Annotated in this window: 23 protein-coding genes; 7 read left to right on the top strand and 16 right to left on the bottom strand. The window is 40.3% G+C overall.

Translation table 11 applies throughout. The features are described 5' to 3' along the window. The first annotated feature begins 131 nt into the window (after positions 1-131). The 6 genes from PO771_RS09950 (at position 132) to PO771_RS09925 (ending at position 7560) form a co-directional block, all read left to right on the top strand. Positions 132-626: a hypothetical protein gene (locus tag PO771_RS09950; RefSeq protein WP_272559523.1), complete on the top strand. Its 495-nt coding sequence runs from the start codon at positions 132-134 to the stop codon at positions 624-626. A 354-nt stretch (positions 627-980) separates the two neighbouring features. Continuing rightward, positions 981-1727 (top strand): hypothetical protein, encoded by a 747-nt coding sequence (locus PO771_RS09945; protein ID WP_272559522.1) that lies wholly within the window; start codon positions 981-983, stop codon positions 1725-1727. Between the two features lie 597 nt (positions 1728-2324). Then, positions 2325-2849 carry a Tn7 transposase TnsA N-terminal domain-containing protein gene (locus PO771_RS09940; RefSeq protein ID WP_272559521.1) on the top strand — a complete coding sequence of 175 codons (525 nt, stop codon included), beginning with the start codon at positions 2325-2327 and terminating at the stop codon, positions 2847-2849. A gap of 156 nt (positions 2850-3005) precedes the next feature. Further along, positions 3006-4958, top strand: a complete 1953-nt coding sequence (locus PO771_RS09935) for a hypothetical protein (protein ID WP_272559520.1) — start codon at positions 3006-3008, stop codon at positions 4956-4958. Positions 4959-4985: 27 nt separating this feature from the next. Further along, complete coding sequence (locus tag PO771_RS09930) at positions 4986-5975, top strand: ATP-binding protein (protein WP_272559519.1); 990 nt, start codon at positions 4986-4988, stop codon at positions 5973-5975. A gap of 52 nt (positions 5976-6027) precedes the next feature. Next, entirely contained in the window at positions 6028-7560 is a 1533-nt protein-coding gene (locus PO771_RS09925; RefSeq protein WP_272559518.1) for a hypothetical protein, read from the top strand. Between the two features lie 420 nt (positions 7561-7980). Here PO771_RS09925 and PO771_RS09920 read toward each other — a convergent pair whose 3' ends face one another. The 3 genes from PO771_RS09920 to PO771_RS09910 all read right to left on the bottom strand — a co-directional run bounded on the left by PO771_RS09920 (position 7981) and on the right by PO771_RS09910 (position 12015). After that, positions 7981-9048, bottom strand: a complete 1068-nt coding sequence (locus PO771_RS09920; RefSeq protein ID WP_272559517.1) for an NAD(P)/FAD-dependent oxidoreductase — start codon at positions 9046-9048, stop codon at positions 7981-7983. 138 nt (positions 9049-9186) lie between these two features. Beyond that, positions 9187-11670 carry a CoA-disulfide reductase gene (locus tag PO771_RS09915; RefSeq protein WP_272559516.1) on the bottom strand — a complete coding sequence of 828 codons (2484 nt, stop codon included), beginning with the start codon at positions 11668-11670 and terminating at the stop codon, positions 9187-9189. 66 nt (positions 11671-11736) lie between these two features. Beyond that, positions 11737-12015 (bottom strand): ArsR/SmtB family transcription factor, encoded by a 279-nt coding sequence (locus PO771_RS09910; protein ID WP_272559515.1) that lies wholly within the window; start codon positions 12013-12015, stop codon positions 11737-11739. Between the two features lie 135 nt (positions 12016-12150). On the opposite strand from PO771_RS09910, the gene PO771_RS09905 reads away from it, so the two are divergent. Further along, positions 12151-13077, top strand: coding sequence for an MBL fold metallo-hydrolase (locus tag PO771_RS09905; RefSeq protein WP_272559514.1), 927 nt, complete (start codon positions 12151-12153; stop codon positions 13075-13077). A 79-nt stretch (positions 13078-13156) separates the two neighbouring features. On the opposite strand, the gene PO771_RS09900 is transcribed toward PO771_RS09905, so the two are convergent. The 13 genes from PO771_RS09900 to PO771_RS09840 all read right to left on the bottom strand — a co-directional run bounded on the left by PO771_RS09900 (position 13157) and on the right by PO771_RS09840 (position 25518). Further along, the gene (locus tag PO771_RS09900; RefSeq protein ID WP_272559513.1) at positions 13157-14749 is read right to left on the bottom strand and encodes a DHA2 family efflux MFS transporter permease subunit; all 1593 of its coding nucleotides are present in this window, start codon (positions 14747-14749) and stop codon (positions 13157-13159) included. A 17-nt stretch (positions 14750-14766) separates the two neighbouring features. Beyond that, complete coding sequence (locus PO771_RS09895; protein ID WP_272559512.1) at positions 14767-15402, bottom strand: HlyD family secretion protein; 636 nt, start codon at positions 15400-15402, stop codon at positions 14767-14769. A gap of 18 nt (positions 15403-15420) precedes the next feature. After that, on the bottom strand, positions 15421-16056 hold the full coding sequence (locus tag PO771_RS09890; protein ID WP_272559511.1) for a biotin/lipoyl-containing protein: 636 nt from the start codon (positions 16054-16056) through the stop codon (positions 15421-15423). A 1-nt stretch (position 16057) separates the two neighbouring features. Next, positions 16058-16525, bottom strand: a complete 468-nt coding sequence (locus PO771_RS09885) for a MarR family winged helix-turn-helix transcriptional regulator (protein WP_272559510.1) — start codon at positions 16523-16525, stop codon at positions 16058-16060. Positions 16526-16723: 198 nt separating this feature from the next. Further along, positions 16724-17290, bottom strand: a complete 567-nt coding sequence (locus PO771_RS09880) for a class I SAM-dependent methyltransferase (protein WP_272559509.1) — start codon at positions 17288-17290, stop codon at positions 16724-16726. 109 nt (positions 17291-17399) lie between these two features. Next, positions 17400-18260: a cell wall hydrolase gene (locus PO771_RS09875; protein WP_272559508.1), complete on the bottom strand. Its 861-nt coding sequence runs from the start codon at positions 18258-18260 to the stop codon at positions 17400-17402. A gap of 71 nt (positions 18261-18331) precedes the next feature. Beyond that, complete coding sequence (locus PO771_RS09870; protein ID WP_272559507.1) at positions 18332-18658, bottom strand: AzlD domain-containing protein; 327 nt, start codon at positions 18656-18658, stop codon at positions 18332-18334. Further along, on the bottom strand, positions 18649-19380 hold the full coding sequence (locus PO771_RS09865; RefSeq protein WP_272559506.1) for an AzlC family ABC transporter permease: 732 nt from the start codon (positions 19378-19380) through the stop codon (positions 18649-18651). The genes PO771_RS09870 and PO771_RS09865 overlap by 10 nt, the downstream gene beginning before the upstream one ends. A 36-nt stretch (positions 19381-19416) precedes the next feature. After that, positions 19417-19971, bottom strand: coding sequence for a helix-turn-helix domain-containing protein (locus PO771_RS09860; protein ID WP_272559505.1), 555 nt, complete (start codon positions 19969-19971; stop codon positions 19417-19419). Further along, the gene (locus PO771_RS09855; RefSeq protein ID WP_272559504.1) at positions 19952-20845 is read right to left on the bottom strand and encodes a DMT family transporter; all 894 of its coding nucleotides are present in this window, start codon (positions 20843-20845) and stop codon (positions 19952-19954) included. The genes PO771_RS09860 and PO771_RS09855 overlap by 20 nt, the downstream gene beginning before the upstream one ends. Positions 20846-21054: 209 nt before the next feature. Next, the gene (locus tag PO771_RS09850) at positions 21055-21594 is read right to left on the bottom strand and encodes a 2,4'-dihydroxyacetophenone dioxygenase family protein (protein WP_272559503.1); all 540 of its coding nucleotides are present in this window, start codon (positions 21592-21594) and stop codon (positions 21055-21057) included. Between the two features lie 215 nt (positions 21595-21809). After that, on the bottom strand, positions 21810-23306 hold the full coding sequence (locus PO771_RS09845; protein WP_272559502.1) for a DUF2357 domain-containing protein: 1497 nt from the start codon (positions 23304-23306) through the stop codon (positions 21810-21812). Beyond that, positions 23281-25518 carry an McrB family protein gene (locus tag PO771_RS09840; protein WP_272559501.1) on the bottom strand — a complete coding sequence of 746 codons (2238 nt, stop codon included), beginning with the start codon at positions 25516-25518 and terminating at the stop codon, positions 23281-23283. Before PO771_RS09840 ends, PO771_RS09845 begins: the two co-directional genes overlap by 26 nt. Positions 25519-25667 lie beyond the last annotated feature (149 nt).

Below are 25667 nucleotides of genomic sequence, written 5' to 3'. Positions count from 1 at the left end.
ATATTAATTCAAATGGAATGAACCAGGGATTTAAACTACAAAAAGTCATTTTTTTATATAATTATTGACTTTAAATCATTAAAAAATTACAATTTGTAATCATAATTTAGTAGGGGAAGGTGGGATACGAAGTGAACGATGATAGAAGAGAAAAAATTATTAAGGAGCTTACAAGCCTGGATTTGTTTGAATTACAACAATATATTACAGATCGTTTTTACGATTACAGAGAAAGAAATAATGATTTTTTAGATGACTTTATAAATCTTATTTCTCCAGATATTATCTTACCTTTAAAAACCAAAGAAGCACTGACTGATTATTATAAAACGCACTGGAAAAAATACAATTATAAACTTAATAGTAACCAGATTGTTATTGATCAGGTAAAGCAGGATTTCTTTAGTCATTTGATCGATACATATATTGTTTTTAGAGAAGAGATAGCGAAAAAAATTAAAAAAGAAAGGATAGATCAGTTTTTAAAATTAACTCATTCTTATATACAAGAAAATAAACTGTCAGATATTTTATTAGGACTAGATGTTCCTGTTCATGAAGCTTGCATATTTTTTGATATTTTTAAAAAGAGACTTCATCAGGAAAAAGTCCTTAATAATAGTTAGTAATAAATTCTCCTGTAAGAATATAAGCTGATGAACAATAGCCGTTGCTAGAAAAAAGAAACGGCTATTGTTTCATCCTATCGTTAGCAAATAAAACGTTAAATTGTGGCAATACACAGTAAAAGTAAAAGGGTGGGTACTCTGTAATATTAAATGTAGGGAAAGTCCAGTATAACCAATAACAACAAGCACTTATATCCAATATTATACATTACCGGACGTAGTGACCTAAAAAATGGAATGATATAAAAGGTAATTTATCTGATGTGTCGAATTAAATATAAAGAAGTTCATAAACTATATATCTTCTGATATCGAGGCAAACCTTATACAAGACAAATAAGGAGACTAAAAATGAGCGTTGTCATTAATTATGTTTCTAAGTACATTGCTATAATTGCATCAGATACTCGGATAAATTATGGACAAAATGCTGAATTCGGTTATTCTGATGATAATATTAAATTAGTTAACCTACCTAATATGGGCTGGTGTTCAGGGGTCGGATACCACAATTTTCTTGAACTTTTTAAGAATAAACTAGTTCAGGCTGAAGTAAATAACCCTAAAGAAATAGAATTCATATTTAACGAATCGATTGAACAAGCTATTGTTGATAGTATGTTACTAGATATAGAAGATATCAATTCAAGTGCTGTTTCATTTTCTTGGGTTTCAATAACACCCGAAGATATTTTTTGTAGAATTGGTTTAATGTCTAAGAAACATTTTGATAATAACTTAATGCTAATGAATGAGGGCGAATTCCATATATTTTACCCAGGAGAATACATAGATAATTTAAATTTAGTAAGCCAATTCAAGGAAACTTTTAACCTACAATTTCAGTTAGCTCCTGATGATCCAGATCTTTTGAGTAAATTATTAGATCGAACACTGTCAATGTTTAATTATATTTCGAATCAAGCTAAAGCAACTGTCAGTAGAACATGCCATGTTGGAATACTACTGCTGTCTCAACAAGGGATTTATAAATTCCGCTCCATTGTTGACGTTGATTTATTGGAAAAGCAAGGTACTAACATTTCACTAGAACAAATAAGTCATACTCCACTTAACTTTGAAAAAGATAACCAGTAGAAATCCACTAAAAGGTAATAATATACTTACACCACTTGTTTTCCGGTTGGCATTCGTCAAACAGCCAAGCAAGTGAACGGCATCCTAAAGAATATATCGTTGAACAACACAGATTAATATTTCTGTAGTAAAACTTGATAATTATTTTATATTAGCACCCATGAGGTGCTTTTTTTTATGATCAATACAGCTTGATCTCTTGATTTTATTACTCTATAAAGAATGATGGATCATACAATAATGAAAGTTCGTATTTTAGACACATTTATAAAAAAATGGCTGCTCTAAAAATAAGATTATTTTTTATCGTTTTAAGTCTATTTCCAAACGGAAATTTTATAAATTTCATTTTTTTCTATTTTGCATCAAGAACAGAAATGATTGATAGATAATTTATAATATTAACATAATTGCGCTGATATTTTATACTCAGCTATAACATTAACTTCCCAACTACACACGAAAGGAGGATTAGCCATATATACGCCTATTTTTATGCCAAGAAGTAAAAAATTCGGGAATAATTACTGGGAAGTCTATAGTCCAAAGATTTGTAGAAATGTACGGTTATTCAGTGATCTAGAATATGATAATTGGGTGCTCATTGAAACAAATCCTGACATTGTTAGTTTTTGTGAACAACCCTTAAAAGTACAAGAAGAAATAGACGGTAAAATTTATGAAACCATTTTTGACATGTGGATTAAGCGAAAGGATGGTACTGAAGAATTTATAGAAGTTAAGTACAGCAAAGATGTTGAATCGGATCGAAATGAAAGAGTACAGCGCCAACTCTTCATACAAAAAGTTTGGTGTGCAAAAAACGGTTATAAACACAATATACAAACTGAAAAACATATCCGAGGAAACCCTATATATTTAGCTAATATGAAATTAATTATTCCGTATCTTAAACAATACCCAAATCTTATTGAAACAGATAAATATAAGATTATGAAGGCACTCCAAAACGGTTGTAGGACCATCAAAGATATTGAAGATTACTCGAATAGCAAAACTATATTAGAAAGTATAATACATCTATTTTATGAAGGGTTATTACTTGCCAATCTCCATAAGCATCCTTTAACGGTACATACAAAGGTATGGCTTAATGAGTAAAAGGAAAATTGCTGAAGTGGAATTAAAAACTCTTTCTTTTCTGAAGTATATGCCTGAAATCCGAGAGTGTATTTGTCAGCTTATTTACTCAGAAAAAATAAATATAAGCCAATTTAGACCAATTACTTTTCGGCTTACACACGGAGGTTTGGCTACATGCCTAAGAAAAAAATTATAGAAAACGAAGCAATTCATGCATCAGAGTTAGATATCTCTGGATGGCCGGTTGTTTTGCTAGATGATATGCCCGAAAAAGATAAGGATTTATTCATGCGCCGGAAAACAGCAGTTGAAATGTATATGTCTGGTCACAAAAGTTCTGAGAAAATCTATGAAGAAACAAACATCCATCCGAGAGAACTACATCGTTATGTTCATAGGTGCCTAGAGCGTGATGAAAACGGAATGATCTGGGGATTTCGCGCACTAGTTCCCCGCAAACGATTAGTAGAATACAATCGCACACGGTCGCTTCCTGTTTCTTCTGAGGAACAGCCTGTACAAATGACCGGTGCTTTCCAGGCATTATTACGTAAATATCCTTCTGTAAAAGAAACGATTGATGCCTTGTATTTACGTCGAAATAAAAAGGATGTAAGCGAACCGGTTATCCGTCTAAAACACTTACATAAAAAATTTTTGGATGCCTGCCGGACAGCTGGCATACGGCCTCATGAATATCCTTTTATTACAAAAGATGCTGGAAGACGAGCAATCGAACGATATGCTAAACAACTGCATGCTCGATATTTTTCAGAAGCATCCAAACGTTACGGAGATGAGGCAGTTCGACATGCTCATATAAACGATCCAGGTATAAAAAATTATCCAATAGTGGTTCGCCCTTTGGAAAAAGTTCAATTTGACGGTCACAGAATAGACGCTATTTTGTCTGTTACATTTCAAACCCCGGAAGGTGATGAGATTACTACAACCATTGAACGCTTATGGTTGCTCGTCATTATTGATGTGGCAACTCGAGTCATTCTAGGGTATCACATCAGCTTCAATAAAGAATATTCATCTGCTGATGTACTGCAATGCATTCGGAATGCTATTGTTCCATGGAAAGAAAAAAATTTCACTATCACAGGTCTCAAATATCCTGAACATGGTGGATATGCTTCTCGGCTAATTCCAGAAGCAAGATGGGGGCTTTGGGATGAGTTTCATTATGATAATGGTAAAGCGAACTTATCCAATATTGTTCGAGAACGACTCACTCAGATTATCGGTTGTTCCATCAACGCTGGGCCTGTAAATACTCCAGAGAGAAGAGGTATTATCGAAAGGTTTTTTGGCTTATTAGAGGAGAATGGCTATCACCGCTTACCCAGCACAACAGGAAGCTATCCTAAAGACCCTAGACGCCAAAAATCGGAAGAAAAAGCTATCAAGTATCGGATATCTGCCGAACACATCGAGGAGCTAACAGAGGCTCTCATTGCTATATACAACGGAACGCCCCATGAAGGAATAAATAATCTCACACCACTTGAAGCCATGCAACAGCGAGTACAACGTGGTATGACGATCCGTACCATGCCCGAGCAAAGACGAGATGACATTTCTTTTTTAACTCTTACGGCTAAACGTAGAGTGAATGGCAATATGAAATCAGGTAGGCGACCCTATATTCAATATGAAGGTGTGACGTACCACAGCCAAGTATTATCTCAAAGCCTCGGCCTCATTGGAAAAACCTTGACGATTCTTGTGAATATTGAAGATTTACGCATGGTTCGAGCTTTTCTTCCTGATGGAAGTGAGTTCGGCGTTCTAATGGCATCAGGAAAATGGGGCATTACCAGACATACTCTTCAAACACGCAAGGAGATCACTAAATTACGAAGCAGAAAACAGTTATTTTACACAAGTCAGGATGATCCCATTGAGAAATATCATGAGTATTTGCGTTCTTCTAAACACAAAAAACGGGAACGAAACAAGCTAGCTCAACTAGAAAATACACGAAAAAAAGAACCAACAAAGCAACAACAGCTGGAACTTACGGATATAGAACAAGTACCAAAAAAGGAAGCATCAAAGGTTGTTCAAAAGGAGAAAAGCACTATTGCTCGCACGTTAAAGAAGACCATTATTTACTAAACACATATAAAAAGGAGCTACAAAGTTATGGTACAACCGTCTTTTCATCAAAACCTCCAAGACGATCAAAGACCTTATGTACCAAAAGGTTCGCATCCTATTGAAACTGGGCGTTATCTGATTGCAACTAATGAAATCGAACGTATGTATCAAATCATATCTCAGTGGATTGAAAATCGATCCCCAGGTGGAATTATTCACGGTCCACCTCGTATTGGGAAGACTAGGGCCATTAACTACCTCATGCATATTTTGCCCACAGAATTTGGCATAAAGATGCCGATTTTCAATATCTGCTGTCGATCATACCGTCTGCCTAATGAATCAGTTTTCTTCGAGGATTTATTAAGGGGAGTCGGCCATGGAATTATACATACGGGAAAAGCCAGCATAAAACGTGAGCGTTTGTTCAAATTTTTACTCCAAAAAGGAATTACCTCGGAACAAAACCGGATCATTTTCTTTATGGACGATGCTCAAAATCTTACTGAAACGCATTATAACTGGCTTATGGACTTATACAATGAATTGGACGATGCTGGTATTAGCTTAACAGTTATGCTGGTAGGGCAAGAAGAACTGTTACACCGGCGTTTAGCATTTTCCCAAGCAAAGAAAGCTCAAATTATTGGGCGCTTTATGATCCATGAACACAAGTTTGAAGGAGTTAAAACACTTAAGGATTTAAAAGTATGCCTAGCTTGCTATGATACCGAATCAGAATATCCTGAGAACAGCAACTGGTCGTTTACTCGTTTCTTTTTTCCTGACCAGTTTGTACAAGGAGCTCGGTTAGAACAGTGTGCTGAAGATTTGTACGAGGTCGTATGGAGGCTAAGAAAGGAAAATGGACTGAAGGGATCGATCGAAATCCCTATGCAGTATGTAACGTCAACGATTCAGTATGCACTGCGTCATTTTGGGGTTAATGGGTTACATGTGGAGTGGCTTACTCAAGCAAATTGGAAAGAAGCCATTGAACAATCCGGATATATTACAGCTGAGTTTTATCAATAAAGAAAGAATGTTATGGAAGAGGAAGTAAAAACTATGATAAGCAGGTGAACAGATGACTTCATCACATATTATTGTTTTAGGAGATCCCTCTAACCATCGTCCAGACTATACATGGAATCCTCAATGGATATTCCCATGCGAATCACCTTGGGGTATTTTGGAGAAATTTAAATTGGCAAATAACGCCAACGTTACGGATATTTTTAATACATTAGGCACGGAATATGTAGATAGCTTAAAAATGAGAACCTCCTGGAGTAAAAAGCTTCGAAATCTTACTACATTAGAAGGGTTTAGTGACCAAAAAGCACATAAAATTTTAGGGAATTCCTTCGTAAGCAATACTAAAAATATTATGACCAGAATGATCAGTGTCTTGCCACATTTTTTAATCGGTCAAAACCAAAAATTGATAAGAGAGAACGTGGCTTTCTGCGGAAAATGCATGCAGTGGGGATACCACAGTGTACTACACCAAATTAAATTGTTTCATATCTGTCCATTTCACCCAGATCAAAACCTTGAAACAAAATGCTTAGATTGTAGTCGTGAAATACCGTATGTTCTAAGTAATACACATACAGAAAGTCCATTTCGATGCTTATGTGGAAAAAATATGACTAATCTTCCGAAACACGGAGAGTTTTACTTTGATATATGGAAAAAGGCTAAAGGGTTGAAAATTCAACTTCTAGAAATTAAAAAATGGATTTCATTAACACCTGAGCAACTTGAGCGACTAGAGAGGATTTATTTTCATCGTAATGATGACTTGGACAATAGGCCTAATACACTACTTTATTTTTTACAATTTGTTGAACCTTCTACAAAGGAGAATTGGCCTACTATTCAATATAATGTGATGAGATCCGCATCATACATTGTAACCTTACATGGGGAACAGGAGAGGAAGTTCCTTGCTAATCCGGAATATGGCGGTTTTAAGAGTTTTTTTCAACGCCAGCACTTTGTTTATCAAGTTTTATACAATTGCTCACTTCAGGTGTTTAAGTCTATCGACCGACACCTTCGGAAAACTGTATTTAAAGATCATTGCAATTGCATTCGATATTTCCATAAAGATGTACAAAATCATGAAGAGGTATGCGCATATGCATTAACCTATATCTTATGGAAGCAACATATCGAGCAAATAAACAACTACTGGGATGTTGTTAACAGAAGACGGATTGGTCTTCGGAAGATGGGAGTAAACTTTTATTCAAAACAAGATTCTCATTATCTAAATCGAATATTTGAAAGATGGGAACGTATCCAAGGTGATGTAGCACATACAGGATGGACAACATCTTGTTGGATATTTACTAAACTCATGGCTTTTTTAGTACTCAATCATCTTAAAAATTGGGCAGAGGTCGTTCCTGAGTTTGCACGGAAAAGAATTCTAGATCCAGTGATTTCTTTTGATTATAAAAATTTGCCATTCTATATTATATTTTTCCCAAAAGTAAAAGGGGAAAGTGCTGAATTCCATTATTGGAATAATACGGTCAGTTATCAAACAGCATTAAAACAGGCGAATTTAACATGTCCGTTTGTAAAAGCCCGATCACATAAAGGTTGACCGGGCTTTTGCTTAGTTAAACGGAGTAGTTTCTTGTCGTTTTACAAGGTTCGGAGTATTTTCTCGTCGTGAATTCAGGTTCTGATCTATGAATATATACAAAAGTAAAGTTTGTTTCAAGATGAAACTGTAAAAATTATTCAAGAAAGCAAATGATGATATGGTGATAGTGGAAAGAGTAGGGGGAAACGGAGCAGTTTCTTGTCGCTAAACGGAGTAGTTTCTTGTCGTCCGACATCAGAACAACGAACCGAAAGGTATTGGTACGTCTTGATTTTTTCTAAGTTAACATAATATATATTATCGGACAAAACGAAAACACAAAAAATATATCTCTTAATTTAAGATTTTTTAAGATTTTGAGATGAGAAAAGTTTTAGATATAAAAAATAACCTTGGATCTCCCAAGGCTATTTTTTATTATCCCATATGATGTTTATGCATCCATAGCACACCAGACTTAATTACATTCGGTACCTTACCAAGTAACACGTTGTCATTCACCAGGCCAAAGCCAGTCTTTTTACCTAAATACCCCAAAACACCTTTCAGCTTGATTGGTGCTGGTTTATACTCAGTTTCATACCATTCAGAAAGGAAAAATTCTCCTAACTGAACCCCTTGAATATGTGCAAGCTGGGCGCTTGGCGCAAATTCTGAAGCAGCGCAATCCCCGATCACAAAAATATTATGGTAATACGGCAGCTCGTAGTTTTCCTTGACAGCAATTCGGTTCATTCGATCAGCGTTGCTGTACGCCAGAAGCGAATTTGACAGCGGATGCGGCATAATCCCAGCAGTCCACACACATACATCGTATGGCAGCGTCTTTCGCTCCGCTCCATAATACACCTGTTTATCATCAATCATCACTACGCTAATATCGGTCATTACATCAATGTGATGATCATCAAGGTGCTGGCGCACGTAGTTGCGAATGCGCTCCGGTAATGTTGGAAGCACCTGATTAGAGCGTTCAAGCATCGTAATTCGTAGCTTCGGATGCTGTTCGCGCAGATCACTTGCGAATTCGACGCCAGATAACCCACCACCGATAATGACGACATGGCCTTCCTCATGAAGCGCATCAATTTTCTGGCGTGTTTTCATCGCCTTGCTAAACGTTTGGATGCTTTCCGTATACTCATCGGCCCACGGCACATTGAAATGATTATCAATGCAGCCAAGCGCAAAGATCAGCTGGTCAAATTTTACGGTCTGATTTGCACACACGACTTCGTGGTTGAAAATCCGCAGTTCCTGAATTTCATCCTGTATGTAGGTCACCCGTTCATGTACGGGAAACGGAGCCTTTACTTTTTTTTCGTTTAATGAACCACTGGCTAGTGCATAGTATTCCGGTTTAATGGTATGACAGGGCAGTCGATCTAGTACCGTAATCTGAACGTCTTCTGGAATAAATGACAGCACGGTGTGCAAAAATGAAATACCGGCATAGCCGGCTCCTACTACGACGATCTGTTTCATACGTGTGCCTTCCCCTTTCGTCTCCCGCCTTGCGCAACGGTATCCTTTTTTTATCATACATGCAGATGAAGGTGTTCACAACCAGAATTCGGGAAAAAACCCGGAACGGTACAAAATCTACTGTTCCGGGTTTTGCGATTAGATAAATAAATTTAGGCCAGAGCCTTCTGTTTCGCCAAGGTAGGTAGCGACGCCGCCTAGTTCGACTCCGTCAATGAATTCTTCAGCTTTAATGCCCATCACATCCATACTCATCGTGCAGGCAATCATTTTTACACCTGCTCGTTTCGCGTTAGCAATCAGCGTATCGAGATCGTCAACGTTTTTCTTGCTCATTACTTTCTTCATCATAACGGTTCCCATACCGCCCATATTCATTTTAGATAGCGGCAGTGCACCTGCTCCTTTTGGCATCATCATGCCGAACATTTTCTCCATCGAATCTTTTTCAACTTTTGGAGCATCAGGACGACGTAGTATATTCAGCCCCCAGAAGGTGAAAAACATGGTCACTTTCTTACCCATCGCTGCGGCACCGGATGCGATAATGAACGAAGCCATTGCTTTATCTAGATCACCGCTGAATACAACGAGTGTTGCGTTTTCCTGTGTGCCTCCTGCGGATAGGTTACATACAGCCTGTGAGGCATCGCATCCTTTGCGAATCTGAACGATACAGGTGTTTTGGTCGAATTCAGACGATACGAGCGTATTGCCGGTATTTTTGCACCATGCGGCAATGTCGCGGGCAAAACCTGGATCGGTTGCTTTTACTTCGAGGATGTCGCCGTCGTTGAGACTTTGCATGTTTTCATATACTTGCATGATCGGCCCTGGGCATTGCAAGCCGCATGCATTCACAGAAAGCGTTACGGTCGCTTCGATTGGTTGGGCGTCTGTATTCACTACTTGTGTCTCTCCTTTTATTTCGGCTACTCCGCTATCATTTGTGACCACGGGTTGATGCTTTTGTGGCTGGAATGCGTTGCTGTATGTTTTGTAACCACCATCTACGTTATATACCTGATAGCCGTACTGACGCAGGATGCGGGCTGCGAGATAGCCGCGTAAGCCGACCTGGCAGGATACGTAGACAGGCTTTTCTTTTGGAATTTCGTCCATCCGCTCTCGAATGTCACCAAGCGGGATGTTAATCGAGCCTGGGATAAAGCCCATTTCTCGTTCGATCGGCTCCCGTACATCAATTAACAGACCGCCGTCCGCTACAATGTCATCGATTTGATGCCACTGCACAATGTCGTTTAAACCGTCCATAATATTTAAGGCAACATAGCCTGCCATATTGACCGGATCTTTGGCAGAGGAATACGGTGGTGCATATGAGAGCTCAAGATCTGGCAGATCGTGTACGGTCATGCCTGCTTTAATCGCGACTGCGATCACGTCAATTCGTTTATCGACACCATCCCGCCCTACGGCTTGTGCTCCGTAGATGGTGCCATCTTCTCGATTGAACAGAAGTTTCAAGGAGATTGGAGACGCACCTGGATAGTATCCGGCATGTGAATTTGGGTGAATGTGAACAGCTTCATACGGAAGATCCAAGCGCTGCAAAGCTTTTTCGTTCATTCCAGTTGAAGCAACGGTGAGATCGAATACTTTCGCAATGGACGTTCCCATCGTTCCGCGATACGCTGCGTCCAATCCGTTAATATGATCCGCCACCAGACGTCCCTGGCGATTGGCTGGCCATGCGAGTGGAATCATTGTCGGTTTGCCGCTTACGAAGTCGGTGACTTCAATGGCGTCTCCAATCGCATAAATGCTTGGGTCTGTCGTCTGCAAGGTGGCGTTTACTTTGATCGCGTTACGTACACCGAGTGCAAGTCCGGCGTCTTTAGCAAGCTGGCTCTCCGGCTCAACGCCAATTGCAAGCAGGATCATATCGGTTGCGATACGGCGTCCGCTTTTTAAGTTCACGGTACGCCCGCGATCTTCGAATGTTTCCACTTCATCTTCTAAAATGAGATCGACGCCTTTTTCTTGCATATGGGTGTGCAGCATAGCGGCCAGTTCATAATCAATGGAAGTCATTACTTGGTTGCCGCGCTGTACGAGCGTAACTGCTACCCCACGATCATGTAAGTTCTCAGCCATCTCCAGCCCGATGAAGCCGCCGCCGACAATCACAGCACGAGCAGGTTTATGTGTATCGACGTACTCTTTAATTCGATCTGTATCTGGAATATTGCGGAGGGTGAACAACTGCTCCGCCTCGTCTATGCCCGGGATTGTAGGGATAATCGGTTTAGCGCCTGGTGAGAGAATCAGTACATCATAGCTCTCGTCATACGTCTCCCCTGTCCCAAGATTATGAACCGTTACGGTTTTCGTATCCCGGTTAATGCGAACGACCTCACTTCGATTGCGAATGTCCATGTTGAATTTTTTTGACATTCCTTCCACAGTTTGCACAAGCAGTGCTTTGCGGCTTGTGATGGTCTCACCGATATAGTACGGCAGCCCACAGTTCGCAAACGAAATGTGTTCCCCCCGCTCAAATAACACAATCTCTGCGGTTTCATCTAGACGACGCAGGCGAGCTGCTGCTGTAGCTCCCCCTGCTACTCCGCCTACAATGACAATTTTTTTCGGTTTCATAGCTAATTCCTCCTATTACTTTTTATCATTATATTCAAATATATAGATATAATATCAGCAAAAAAATTAGTCCAGCTTTAATGCGCGAATCAACTCTCGCATCTCATCACTGGAAATCGAGTAAAAAATCTCAACGCCTTTGCGTTCTCCGTGAATAATGCCTGCCTCCTTTAATTTGAGCAAGTGTTGAGAAATGGTTGACTGTGGCATATTAAGACCACAATGAATTTTGGTGACGTTGCAAGCACCATTCTCTAACAGTCCACGGGTAATGCAGAGACGAACCGGATGGGACAGCGCTTTTAGTAATCGTGCTTTTGCTTCGAATCGCTGAAAATTTTCCATAGTATCCGCTCCCCTCTTTGTTACGGTAATGCTATCCTGTTGTATTATATCGTGATTGTACGATATAAGAAACCATTACACAAGTCTATTTCCCATGTTTTTCACTTAGATGAGCAGGAAAGGGTGTAAAAGACAATGGTACGCAAACGTTATGAAAATCTGGATAAAATTCAAAACAAACATGGATTTACAGAGGTGAGACACCGGTGGCGTGAACGGAAGCAGCAGAAAAAAGATCTGTCTTATGTTGTGCCACAGGCAGCAAATAAGCAAGCAGCATGGCTGTCTGCGAATCGAAGCGAGCCATCTATTACATGGATCGGACACTCAACATTTCTTATTCAGCTGAATGGATGTAACATTTTGACTGATCCGGTATGGGCGAAGCGGATGGGATTGGAAAAACGGCTGTCAGAGCCAGGGCTTCGTCTCGATCAGCTTCCCCCAATTGATGTGGTATTGATCTCACATGGACATTACGATCATCTTGATATCGGTACACTCAAACGTTTGCCTAGTTCTCCGGTTTATCTCGCGCCGGAAGGCCTTGGCCGTTTGCTTACACGCCGTGGATTTACACACGTACATGAATTTGTCTGGTGGGAGAAGATGTCGTATAACGGGTGTACATTCACCTTCGTTCCAGCTCAACATTGGGTACGACGAGGACTGTGGGATATAAATACGTCACATTGGGGCGGCTGGGTTATACAGGCAGATGGCGAGCCTTCTGTATACTTTGTTGGGGATACGGGCTATTTTCGCGGGTTTACGGAGATCGGAAAACGATTTGCCATTGATACGGTATTAATGCCGATTGGCGCATACGAGCCAGAGTGGTTTATGCAGGTAGCTCATATTAATCCTGAAGATGCAGTCCAAGCGTTTTGCGAGCTGCATGCTCGGACCTTTATTCCGATGCACTATGGGGCATTTCGGCTCGCGGATGATACTGCGGCAGAAGCACTGCATCGTCTTAGAGCCACCTGGGATGAGCAAAATCTATCCGCTGATCGTTTGCGTGTGTTGCAACTCGGAGAGACATGGAAGCCAAGTATATGACAAGTATATGATAGGTACATAAAAAGGGTGAGTCGACATTGTAAATGACTCACCCTTCACTTTTAGTTGCTCTCGTACATTACGCTGGACCGGTCCCGAGTTTGCGACGATCATCTTCGATTGGAACAACTTTCTCAATTCTTGCTGTTGTATCCTTTCGTACATCACGTAGGAAAAAGCTCAAAACAAATCCAACAAACGCGACACCTGTGGCCCATAGAAACGAATCAGACAGGCCAAGGATCGAAGCTTGTTGACTGGCTTGTCCAAACAGCCCTGCTGCCGCCTGTGATTGTGCCTGTGCCGCAGAAGCACCTGTTTCTGCCATAATGGATTGTACGAGTGATTGGAACGAAGTCGAGAACGAAGGATCCATCGTATTCGCCGCTTCCCCAAGTGTATTTAAGTGTATAATCGTCCGGGTGCTGAAAATCGTAGTAAAGATACTAATCCCGAGTGAGCCGGACACCTGACGAAGCGTATTCGACATCGAGGTGCCGTGACTGTTTTTCGTTTCAGGCAATTGATTTAAGCCTGCGGTCATAATCGGCATCATCAAGAAAGACATTCCGAACGAACGAATCATATAGATGATCAAAATAAATGAATAGCTTGTCTCTAACGTAAGCTTTGTAAATTCATACGTTGTCACCGTTGTAATAAACATCCCGATCAGCGCCAGCGGACGCGGTCCGAATTTATCAAATAGCGTGCCGGAAATCGGAGACATAATCCCCATAATAACGGCACCCGGCAGCATGAGCAAACCGGACTCAAGTGCTGTAAAGCCGCGCAAGTTTTGCAAATAGATCGGAAGCAAGAACATGCCGGAGTACATCGCGACGGTTACGATGACACTGATGATATTAGACAGTGAGAACATATCGTATTTGAAAATCCTGAAATCAAGCATCGGGCGAGTTGAGTTGAGCTGTAACACCACAAAGGCTGCGATCATCACGACACCAATAATGAGTGTTGTCAGTACGATCGCGCTGCTCCACCCTTTTGAACCTGCTTCACTTAATCCGTACAGCAAGGACCCAACCCCAATCACGGATGTGATGGTCCCTGGAATATCCAGTGGTACTTTTTTAGGCGTAGTCGTGTCACGAAGCAACACAAAAGCTGCCACAATTACGAGGGCACCAAGTGGAGCGATGCCGTAAAATAGAACGCGCCAGCTGTAATGCTCCATTACCCAGCCGGATAGCGTTGGCCCGATCGCAGGCGCAAACATCAGCGCCAGGCCCAGAATCCCCATTCCTTTACCGCGAACCTCAGGTGGAAATACGGACAGCATAATCGTCATAACAAGCGGCATTAACACTCCGCCACCTACTGCCTGAATTAAACGCCCGATTAATAAGATGGAAAATGTCGGTGCCATTCCACATACGAGCGAACCAGCCGTAAAAAATATCATGGCGGATAAGAACAACCGACGAATGCCGAAGCGCTCAATCAAAAACGCAGCTAACGGGATTAATACTCCGTTTACTAACATATAGCCGGTCAAAAGCCACTGTGCAGTCGTTGCTGCAACGTTAAATTCCGTAATTAAGTGTGGAATGGCTACGTTTAACAGCGTCTGGTTCAAAATTGCCAGGAACAGACCGAGTATCATAATAGACAGCAGCGGGATATAGCTTGACCGATGTTCTTCTGCCATATAATCTCCTCCCTTCTTTATTTATGAATCCGGATGGTTGCATTCATGCCAGGTACAGCTTCTGCTGGATAACTGTCGATGGAAATGCGAACCGGTACATGCTGTGTTACTTTGGTGTAGTTACCACTCGCATTTTGCGGCGGCAGTAGTGAAAACATAGAGTTCGTCGCCAGTCCGATTTGTTCTACTTTTCCTTTAAAGGTCGTATTCGGGTTTACATCGAAGGTTACGTCTACTTCTGCCCCTTTCTTCACATCTTTAATGGAGGTCTCTTCGATGTTTGCTTCAATATACAATTGTTTCATGTTCACCATTTGACCGAGCGATTGTCCGGGTGCTACCATCTGCCCATTTGTTACTTTGTTCTGGACAATGGTGCCGTCTATTGGCGCCGTAATATCAATTGATTCTTGAGGGGATGTAATTTTTCCAAGGGTTGCACCAGCGGAGAATGAAGTTCCTTCTGTTCCACTCCAGTCTGTCAATTTGCCACCAGTCAGAGCTGCGAGGGGAACGATTTTTCCAGAAACCTTGGCGTCATCCGTTGTAATATAGTTAGCGGATTTATAGTAGTACGTATAGCTCCCGATGGCTAGAAGGATAATGACAAGAAACGCGACAAAGTTCATAATCAAAAAGCGTGCACGACTCATATAGGTTCCTCCCTGTTGTTATTTATGAATGCGGATGGATGCGTTCATCCCTGGTACAATTCCGTTAGTCTGCAAATTGTCTACCGTAATGCTCACCGGAACTCGTTGCGTTTGCTTGGTGTCACGGTTTGTACTGCCAGATACTACGCTTGGACTCAGGAATGTTCCTGCCGTCTGACCAATGCTGCTTACGCGTCCATTCAAGGTGAGATTGGGATCCGCGTCTACATATACATCGACCTGCTGGCCGACACGGACATCTGAAATGGTATTTTCATCAATATAAGCAGAGACATGCATTTTAGACAGATCTGCGATCATGGCCAGTGGTTGCCCCGGTGCTATGATTTGTCCGGCTGTCGCATTCGTCTGAATGACAGTTCCGGTTAGCGGGGCTGTAATGGATACGTGTGTCGTTGATGTTCCGCTTGTCTCGGTACCAAGTGCGTCTCCTTGCGTGACTGTATCTCCGACATTCACGTTCCAGGCCTGCAGTTTACCCGCAGCTGCTACCCCTACTGGCTGTAGATCAGCTGTGATGCGGGCATTATCCGTCTCAAGATAATTGGAACGATTATTGATCATGTAAAATATGCCGCCTACAAGTAACAGTACAACGAGCATAGAAACAATGCTGCTCACCATTCGTTTCATGTCATTCGGTCCCTCCTTTGTTTTTCTTGTTTAGGATATCTTGTTCCATTCGTTCGGCTAGTACGAGCAGCTGATGTGTTAAGTCAATAAACGTTACTTCCTCTTCTTTTGCAAAATACGGACGCAAAACTTCCGCCTGTGATATTGGAAATCTTTCCATTAAAGTTCGACATGAATCACTAAGTGTAATCCAGACTTTGCGTCTGTCTTCTTTATCACGTGTTCGTATCACTAGCTCCATGCGTTCTAGTCGATCGATTACCCCACTAGTTGAACTGATAGACGTATCAATCTGTTTACTCAATTCTGCAAGCGACTTCGAACCGCTCGTATACAGCGCATGGAGAACACGGACCTGCGGGATGGTTAAGTTGTATATATTTGCATCTCGGTTCAAAATTTGCTGAGAAGCACGCAATGTTCGACGCAGTGCCTGCATGAAATTCGTAATGACTTGATCTGTGGGCATGGATGTCCCTCCTCACTGCTGTAGCCCACGAACCTATACGGTCTTTTGTGGGAGTGTCAAGTATAGTGTCTCCTCCTTATGGAATATTTAACGATGCTTCTCATGATAATATTTCGTACACGAAATATCAACAAACGAATATTTCCAGTGAGAAACAAAAAACGCTGTAACCATATCGTTTGGTTACAGCGTTTTTTCTCATGGGAGCGCCTCGTACAGGCGCATTGGGGGAAGATTTCGCAAATAATATGTATCCCGCACTCGTGAAAAATAGCGCTCCATATATATTTTAAGATGAACATCTCGTTGAAAAAAAGTCTGATACGCAAGGAACATGCCGTCGTCTTTGAGTACCTCACGTGTAGAGCGAACGATTGTGTCTCGAACTTGATCGGGAAAAAAAGAAAATGGAATGCCTGATAGCACAAGGTCGGCCTGTGCTTCACCTGATTCCGCTAGGAGGGATTGAACATGCTCTGCACTATCATGATAAACATGAATGCGAGAATCTGTTCGATATTTATTCGTAAGTTGGTCAGAAAAGTTATCATTGCGCTCAATCAGCAGAAGTAAGGAGTCATCGGATAGTCGCTCAGCTAGATAGTCGGTAAAAACGCCTAGCCCAGGCCCGTATTCGATGATGACTTGTCTGTGTGAAAAATCAATCGTGCGGCATACTTGCTGCACACATGAAAGTGAAGTTGGCGTAATCGATGCAATATACTTATCGCGCCACAAATATTGGAGATACTTTCCTGTGCTCATAAAACACCCCCCTATACAAATCCATATTATTCTATTCTTTCACCTACTTAGTATAGCAAAAAACCCGGACTCTCCTACTGATAAAATCGTCCGGGTTCTGGTTTATTTTTTATTTAGCGAAGATGTGATCTCCAATGACTGTGGTAACTTCACGGCTGCGCACCCACTGGTTCGCTGTCTTTTCAGGATTGTAGAAGATGACAGCTTGTTTACTTGGATCTGTACCGCGCAGCGCGAGATTAACAGCCTTAACGGTTTCTTGAGACGGTGTTACGTTATAAATACGCTTATCAAGCACAGGTGAGTACTGATAATAGTCCGAACCATTCACATGTGTTACTTCAAAGATAACATCATTTACAGACTTGGGCCAGCCAGGTGTTTTGACGCGATTCAGGACGGAAGCGGCTACCGCCGTTTTCCCCTGAAGCGACTCTCCTCCCGCTTCTGCTTCTGTCAATTGATACAGCCAGTGCATAGCTGGATCTTTTGCTTCAGGTGAAGGTGCTGCTTCTAGTATCTTAACCGGTCCTGAAGAAGCCGTGTGAACCGAAGCAGACTGACTTTCAGCGTCATATGAGACAGTCATGCCGAGTGTTTCCGCAGCGTAGCGAAGCGGTATGTATGTTCCATCTTTGCGGTCGGTTGTAGCGGAAGGCAACTGGTCGCGGTGCCACGTTGTGCCTGGACGTACGAGCACGTCCGCATATGATTGTTGTGATGGCAAACTGATTGTGATGTTGCCTTTTGTAAGTACGACTGCCTGATAGGCTTCGCTCCATTGAACGGTAACCCCTGCATTCATGAAAAATCGGGCCGGAACGAGCATCGTATCGTTTTTCATCAATGTTTCCGATTGTACCGTTTTTCCATCGATCATAACGGCAGAAGATTCCGCCAATCCTACCGTCGGTGCTGCACAAGTCAATAATGAAAGTGTGAGTAATAAGCTGAATTTTTGTTTTTTCATCGTATCCCTCCCTATCTTCTATTGTAAGGGTGGGAGCGATCTACTTTCATTAGTAATATGTGGGATGAGAGTCAAAAAATGAACCGTATTATGATGATGGAAACAAGACCTGTGACTACAGTCCCTAGCAAACTGCGTGTCATGCCAGCCACGATAAAAGTTGGGAGTGCAGCTACTAGTTCAACATTTGTCGTAAGCGGTGACAGTTTCCCATTAGACATAAACAATTCCTGTCCGACTAAAGAAGCCATAACCGCAATCGGGATGTAATGTAACCAGCGCATGGCCCAGTCCGGTAATTGAACGCGGCTGAGTACCATTAACGGAAGAACTCGCGGGACAAATGTAACAAGTGCTGATCCGATAATAATGAGAAGAATAGGCCATCTTACGTCCATTTTTCGATCACCATCCCGATTGTTGCTGCTAGAACAGTTGCTACAATGATGCCGATGCTTCCCGAGAAAACAAGAGTTGCACCTACAGCGATCACAACCGCGCTGATAGCCACGATGCTATCTCGTACGATTTGATTGCGTCCTGCCATTTGCAGAACGAGAAGCCCAATAAACATCGCAGGCAGCGCAAAATCAAGACCGAGCTGTTCTGGATGGGCAATCCATCGTCCGAAGAAAGCACCGGCCATGTTGGCGATAAACCAATTGATATAAGCCGTGATATTTAACCCGTGCATCCACCGCTCGCTGATGGCACTTTCATGTACGGCACGGTTCATAGCTACTCCGAAAGACTCATCCGTAAGCAAAGCACCAATCAACATATTTCTCGTCGGGGACAAATGACGGAAGTATGGGGATACAGCAGCACTTAATAAAAGATGTCTAAGATTAACAAAGAAAATGGTGAAAATAATCGCTGTTGCCGATCCGTCGGCTGCAATCATACCTGCAGCAATAAACTGAGCGGAACCTGCATACAAAATTAAGCTGAGCAGTGCGATTTCAAGTAGGCTAAGTCCTGCGGTCTTTTCGATCACTCCCGCTGCAAATCCGATACTTAAGTAGCCTAATATGGTTGGAACACAGTCTTTTACCCCCTGAAGAAAGCTTCCATTGTCCTGGTTCATTTCGTACGTTTTTAGATGAATGTTTTCTTGCATCCCTTCTCCCCCCCCTGTTCTTCTGTACCTACTATGTTAATGCGGATAATGAATGATCACGGAACAAACGACAGGAGATGTACCTGCATTCCGATAACAATGCGGTCTGTCTGCTTGAAAATGAAGAGCACTGCCTTGCGTCACATGATAGATTTCCTGTTCCATAACAAATTCTAACGTACCGGAACCAACGATAACGTATTCTTCTACCCCTGTAGTGTGTCCTTCTGATTCATGGCTGCCCCCTGGTTCAAGAACAAGCGAAAAAATTTCAAATTGTTTTTTCGGGTGGAAAGGAAATAGCGGATATACTCGATATTTCTCGTCGTTTTCGATAACAGGATCAATGGTACGGACATCAACGAGTGTCACCGGTGGCGTGTCTTCTGCCAGTAAAGAAGAAAAGGAGATGTGAAGTCCACTGGCGATTTTCCATATTGTTGTGATAGTCGGGTTTGATTCTCCTCGTTCGATTTGACCTAACATCGCTTTGCTTACGCCTGTTAGTTCACTCATTTTATCTAAACTAAGGTTTCGTTCTGTTCGGATTCGTTTGAAGTTCTTTCCGATATTAAGATTGATTGAATGCATGTTTGTTCACCCATTTGATTGATTTATTTTCGCTAATGAATGTTGAGCCTAAAAGCAATGTACCACCAAGCAGCTGAACAAATGTCATGCTCTCTTGCAAGATAACAGCAGAAATCACTAATGATGTGATTGGATCTACATAACTTAATGCCGCGATACTCTGCCCTTTTAATTTCTTCATACCTGAGAAAAATAACAAGAATCCAATACCTGTATGTATAATCCCTAAGATTACGATAAACAGAATGGAAGAACTTGATACTTCTGAGATGTTGAATTTTTCAGTAAAAAATACATATGGCATGAGAAGTAATGCGGCCATTCCAAGCTGAATGAATGTAGTTTCTAGCCCATCCATGTTTTTGATGAACTTGTTTACTAGCATTAATGAGGCATAGCATGCAGCTGCCAGTAATCCGTAGCCAATACCAAGTAAATCATCGAATCCGGATGCGCTTATACCACCATTACCAACAATCAACAACATGCCTAACATAGCTACACCGATGCAGATTATTTTCTTTGTTGATAATTTTTCTTTAAGTACAAATGGTGAAAGAATCATGACAAATACAGGTGCAAAATAATAACTGAGTGCTGCGTTAGAAATGGTCGTATGTCTATACGCCTGGAAAAGTAGAATCCAATTCCCGCCCAATGCAATACTTGAAAGTAATAAAAACACAGCGTTTGCTTTCACCAATTTCCATGAAATTTTTTTCTTCATGATGAACATGACCGTCATTAAAAATAAGCTGCCAATTAAACTGCGTAATAAAGCGATTTGACTTGAAGACAAATCAATGTGTCTTACAAATACGCCAATCGTGCCGAAGATTATCATGGATAATAAGAACTGAATTTTAGATTTCATCATCTACTCCTTCGAATTTGAGAATTTGATCCTACCAAGGCTTTGCTTGCTCCTGTTAGGTCACTCATTTTATCCAAACTAAGGTTTCGCTCTGTTCGGATTTGCATGTGCCTCTCCTTTCGTGCGTTATAATATAAAAAAATCCGCTATAATGTACATTATAGCGGATAGAATCATTAATATCTAGAATGTTAAAACAATTTATTCCCTTACTTACCTTGTAGATCCTGAGATCCATAAGAATAATCAACAATGGTGGTGTGCTCAACTGCATTATTCTCACGAGCCATATAATAATGGAGTCTAGCGTCCGCCATAACGACCATCTTGCCATCATCATCATAACCCGCAATTGGCCCATGGGAGATAGCAAACATGGTACAACCCTCCGGTGTGACAAATGGTTCGTGGACAGATCCTGCGGTTTCAGAGGTGTAATAACCTTCGTATCCCTTGTCTTCTCCATCTTCGTAATAAAACCCGCCTTCGATGATGTATGCTTGCGCATTTGAAACATGCCAGTGAGGGGTGGCTTTTACTCCCGGATCAATCTTTAATAATAAAGTGAAAGATCCGTTTACAAGATCACAGTACAGGAGCTTAAAGTAGGTGCCAGGCATAAGCCAGTCCGTCCATGGAATCCATTCTGGATTAATGAAGTCTTTTCTGCCCCCCTTTGGAGTATTACCGGGATTCACCATCCAAAATAAAGGATTAAATTTTTTCATCACATTTTGATCCTCAGACATGGGTTGTCCTCCTTTTGGTAACTTTTTAGACATGCTCTTATTTCATATACAATAGTTTTATTTGATATAAATAGTTTTTAGAATTATTTATTAAATTTATTTTTAATATGTGTTTTTTCAGTTTAGGAGTACATTTTATTCATATTTTGTTTAACAGCAACAGCAAACTTTAATTACCTATAAACAGCTAATTATAATGAATAAACTCATCTTTTCTAATTCCAATATTTCACTATCCATTCTTTAAACTCGACTTGTTCTTCGCCTGGTTTAAAACAAAAAGCCCCCATATGATATTGTTCTCGAAAAATATCAGTAAAAAAGCTTGCTTCTTTTCCTGACTCACCTTTTTTCGGTGTTAATATAAAAGCATGCGTAACAGCTCTTTGTCCATCTTCTTGATGCAAAATCCCATCCCGATATTTATGCATTTCTCCTAAAGCTGTCCCCATATTATGTTCAACACGATATTTCGGATCAAACACTACTAAATGATCCCTTCTTTCCAATACAATATCTGGAATCATCCTTTGTGTATAGGAGTAATAAGGATGCGTATTGTTTTGTATTATTTTTTGATAATATAAAACCCCACCATCTTTTAAGGCTACTTTACTCCCCTTATTCTCAGCCAGCGCCAAGAATAATTCATCTTCCCTGGTTACATAAATTTCTGAGGTATCTTGTAATAAATCAAGTTCCCTAAATGCTTTAACAACTCGCATAAATCCCCATATTTCATATAGCTCATAGGTATCTTTTAGTGGAATAGATTTTGAAAATCCTATTGAATACTGGGCGTTTTCATATAAATGTTGAAACCATTGATACCAAAAACGGTAATACGGGTGTTTTCGAAAAACCTGTGTGATTTTTATGCTACCGGTATGCAACGTAACATTTTGTAAAAATGAATCATTGATCCAATATGTAACCCAATTGCTATATTTTTGAGCTTTTATTCTAACAATCTCATAAGAAGATTGCTCATAACATTTCAGTATCTGCCTTAACTCATTCAACTGCGCTTTTATAACACGATTCTCATATACATCATATGTTTCATTTATTTGAAAAGTTTTAAGATGCGTAGGCAAAGTGCTTGGGGAGGCACCATACGTTTCCCCATGACGCTCCATCCAGAAAATTGTACGATTATTCGTATATTTAACGTGTTCAATACGTTTTATTTTTTCTTCCTTTTTTAATACACGCAAGGGATGAGTAGCAATCTCCTTAAAAAGAAAGCGTAGCTGAGTAATAGAACGTTCAATGTAATCCCATTGTAACCAGGAACCCTCACGTTTTCTTCCGTGAACATCAACTCCATGAAACAAGCCTGAGAATTTCAAACAAACAGCTGCTTCCTGTAAAATATCCTGAATCATATTTTCGTACTGTGTAGTTGTTAATTTACGATTATCAGGATAAATATGCATGGAAATCGTCATAGCCTGCTGCATCGTTGAATTTTTGATTGTAAATGTAACAATCCCACTTTGAAAAGGAGTTTCCACTATCCCTTCCCAGTGGTCTTGTACACGGTTCATCATAAGTGAAATTCCCTGCATAGAAAAAGTGATTTCTTCAGGTGTAGCCCAACGCCAGCGATAAGATTTTGCTTCTTGAAAATACATTTCATCAAGAAAGACCCATTCTCCCATGGCATCATCCCATATTTGAAGTTTAACGCCAGAATTGCGTAGCCCCATATCGTTCGAGTTCTCCCTTCATGCGTACCAGATGCCGTAGCGATTCTGCTTCTATCCCTAATTGCTCGGTACACCATTGAGATAGTTCTTCTAATAGCGGCATGATCCTGTCATCTCCACGCAATTTAGGCAGTACCTTTTCACTCACGACACGATCAACTGCCTTCATTTGTTCCATCTGTATATCTTCAGGTAATTGCCGATTTCTATATAATTTCATTATCATTTCATACATTGTCCGATAACCAAAATGTAAATCATATTTTAATAACTTCTGGTGAACAGACAATAGCATTTCAAATTCTCTATCAAGTACGTCCTGAATATCATTCTCCAAACTTCCCCAAAACCTTTGGAAATCAACATCTGACAGAGTCATAACAAATGCACGGTCCAATACTTTATCTGAAATACTATGTGTTGTTTCATCTACATTTATTGTTCCAATAACGTACAAGTTAGGAGGAATTTCAATTGTTTTTGGAACGTCAGCCACATTATCTTGTGAATGAAGGCAAATTGGCTTCCTAGATTCAACCGCACTTAGATAATCACTCAGATAATATTCCACCCGAGCAAGATTCATTTCATCCAGTATTACAAAATGCGGTTTTTCCCGTTCCTTCAATGCCCGTAAAACAATTTCAAGAAACTCCGTTACAACATATCTTTTTTCAAATGAACTATAATACCCAAATAAAGCAGTAGATTCCATCCAATCAGGTCTTACAGGAATAACACACAAATAAGGATTTTCTGCTTCATAGTCAAGCCCATAAACAGCGTTTGCATAGAGGCGACAAAGCTGTGTTTTTCCAGTGCCTGATATGCCATTTAAAATAACAAAATGTTTATCATCAAGGGAAGTTAAGCTTAAATGAAAGTCTCGAATGATATCTTTTGAGAAAGTAAAACCGCTATCTCCAATAATTTCAAGAATGCTTAACAAATCAAAGTTGCTGGTAAGCAATTGCCCTTCATACTCATCATCTAGGTACCCGCTATTATCTATCACTGGAATTAAATCCACGCGTGGTAATGGTCTTCTTCCACTCACGTCAGCAAATATAAGTGCTGCTTTGGCAATCTTTTCTTTTACATCTTCCACTTTTTCAACAAAGAAATTCTTTACATTATCATACGTTCCTAAATAGTACTTTCCGTTTTCTGCTTCTATCCCATTCTCATTTAATGATGTCATGGCTTTTTGTAATAGTTCATGATTGTTTGTATTCTTCATCGCGAACAATTTACTAACTTCCCAACGGTATTGTTCACTTTGAACTAATGGTCTGAAGCCGGTAAAAATATACTCATGCCCACTAATGATCACAGATAAAACTTCATGGGGATGATACTTTCCTACATTCAAATAATAAAAAATTTGTCCTTTCTCTATAAGTTGACCATTATCATAAAGTGAGAACTTCTGCCTGTGAAAATGGGGTTTGGGTTTTTCTGCCTTATGGTACTCGATTTCATATTTATGATTATATAAACTAACCTCGTAACTACCTTCATGGCTTTTTAACTGTTCAATAACATGAATAGTTTTACTGTGGATTTCGGCATCTGCCAATAAAAAATTACGTAAATCTTCTAGCTTATCCCATACTGAACAAATCTTTTCAACCAAAAATTCTTCACTAATCTCACCTTCTAATGGAATACTCACCCCAAAAGAAAAATAAGGTTGCTTTTTTTTCTCAATATAGTTTTTTATCTCGTTTATACAATCCCTTACTTCAAACTCATGAAAATTTGGATCTTGTACCATAACTTTAATGTCTTCGCCTAAAGACCCTATTATATCTGATAAAGTATTTTCCTTTACTCCCATCCATAATGGATAAAAAGTTGATTCAATTTTAATTTGAATCAACTTTTCTATTCCGTTAAATTCAATTTGTAGTAAAGAAACAGGATCTCCGTATTCGAAGCTTTTTTGTAATCGAACAAATGCTTTTTTGCCTCTGCTAAGTATACTTTGAGCAATTTCAGGATCTCGTGCAGTATACATTGTAGTTCTTAAAGTAGACTCATATGTATGAACTTCATAATGATTGAGTTCGGGATATAATCCTCTATATCGTTCCTTAAATAAATCAAGAATTCCCCTTAATTTTGGTTGCACTTCATTTAACACACGCTCACAACGCTCTGATGGTGACTCTAAATCGAATAAAGCCTGGACATTATCTGCCTGAATCATGATTACTTGGCTCCCCCTTTATATACGATTAATACATTTCATAATTTTACCACAACAAAAAAACCTGCACAGTATTTAGTGCAGGCTTATCCTTTTATTTAGTGTAATTATCTTATCATCTCAGGCTCAATCGCTTATCTGGCTGCCCT

The sequence above is a fragment of the Aneurinibacillus uraniidurans genome, from assembly GCF_028471905.1.
Lineage (GTDB): Bacteria > Bacillota > Bacilli > Aneurinibacillales > Aneurinibacillaceae > Aneurinibacillus > Aneurinibacillus uraniidurans.
This window is presented reverse-complemented; position numbering and strand designations above follow the sequence as displayed.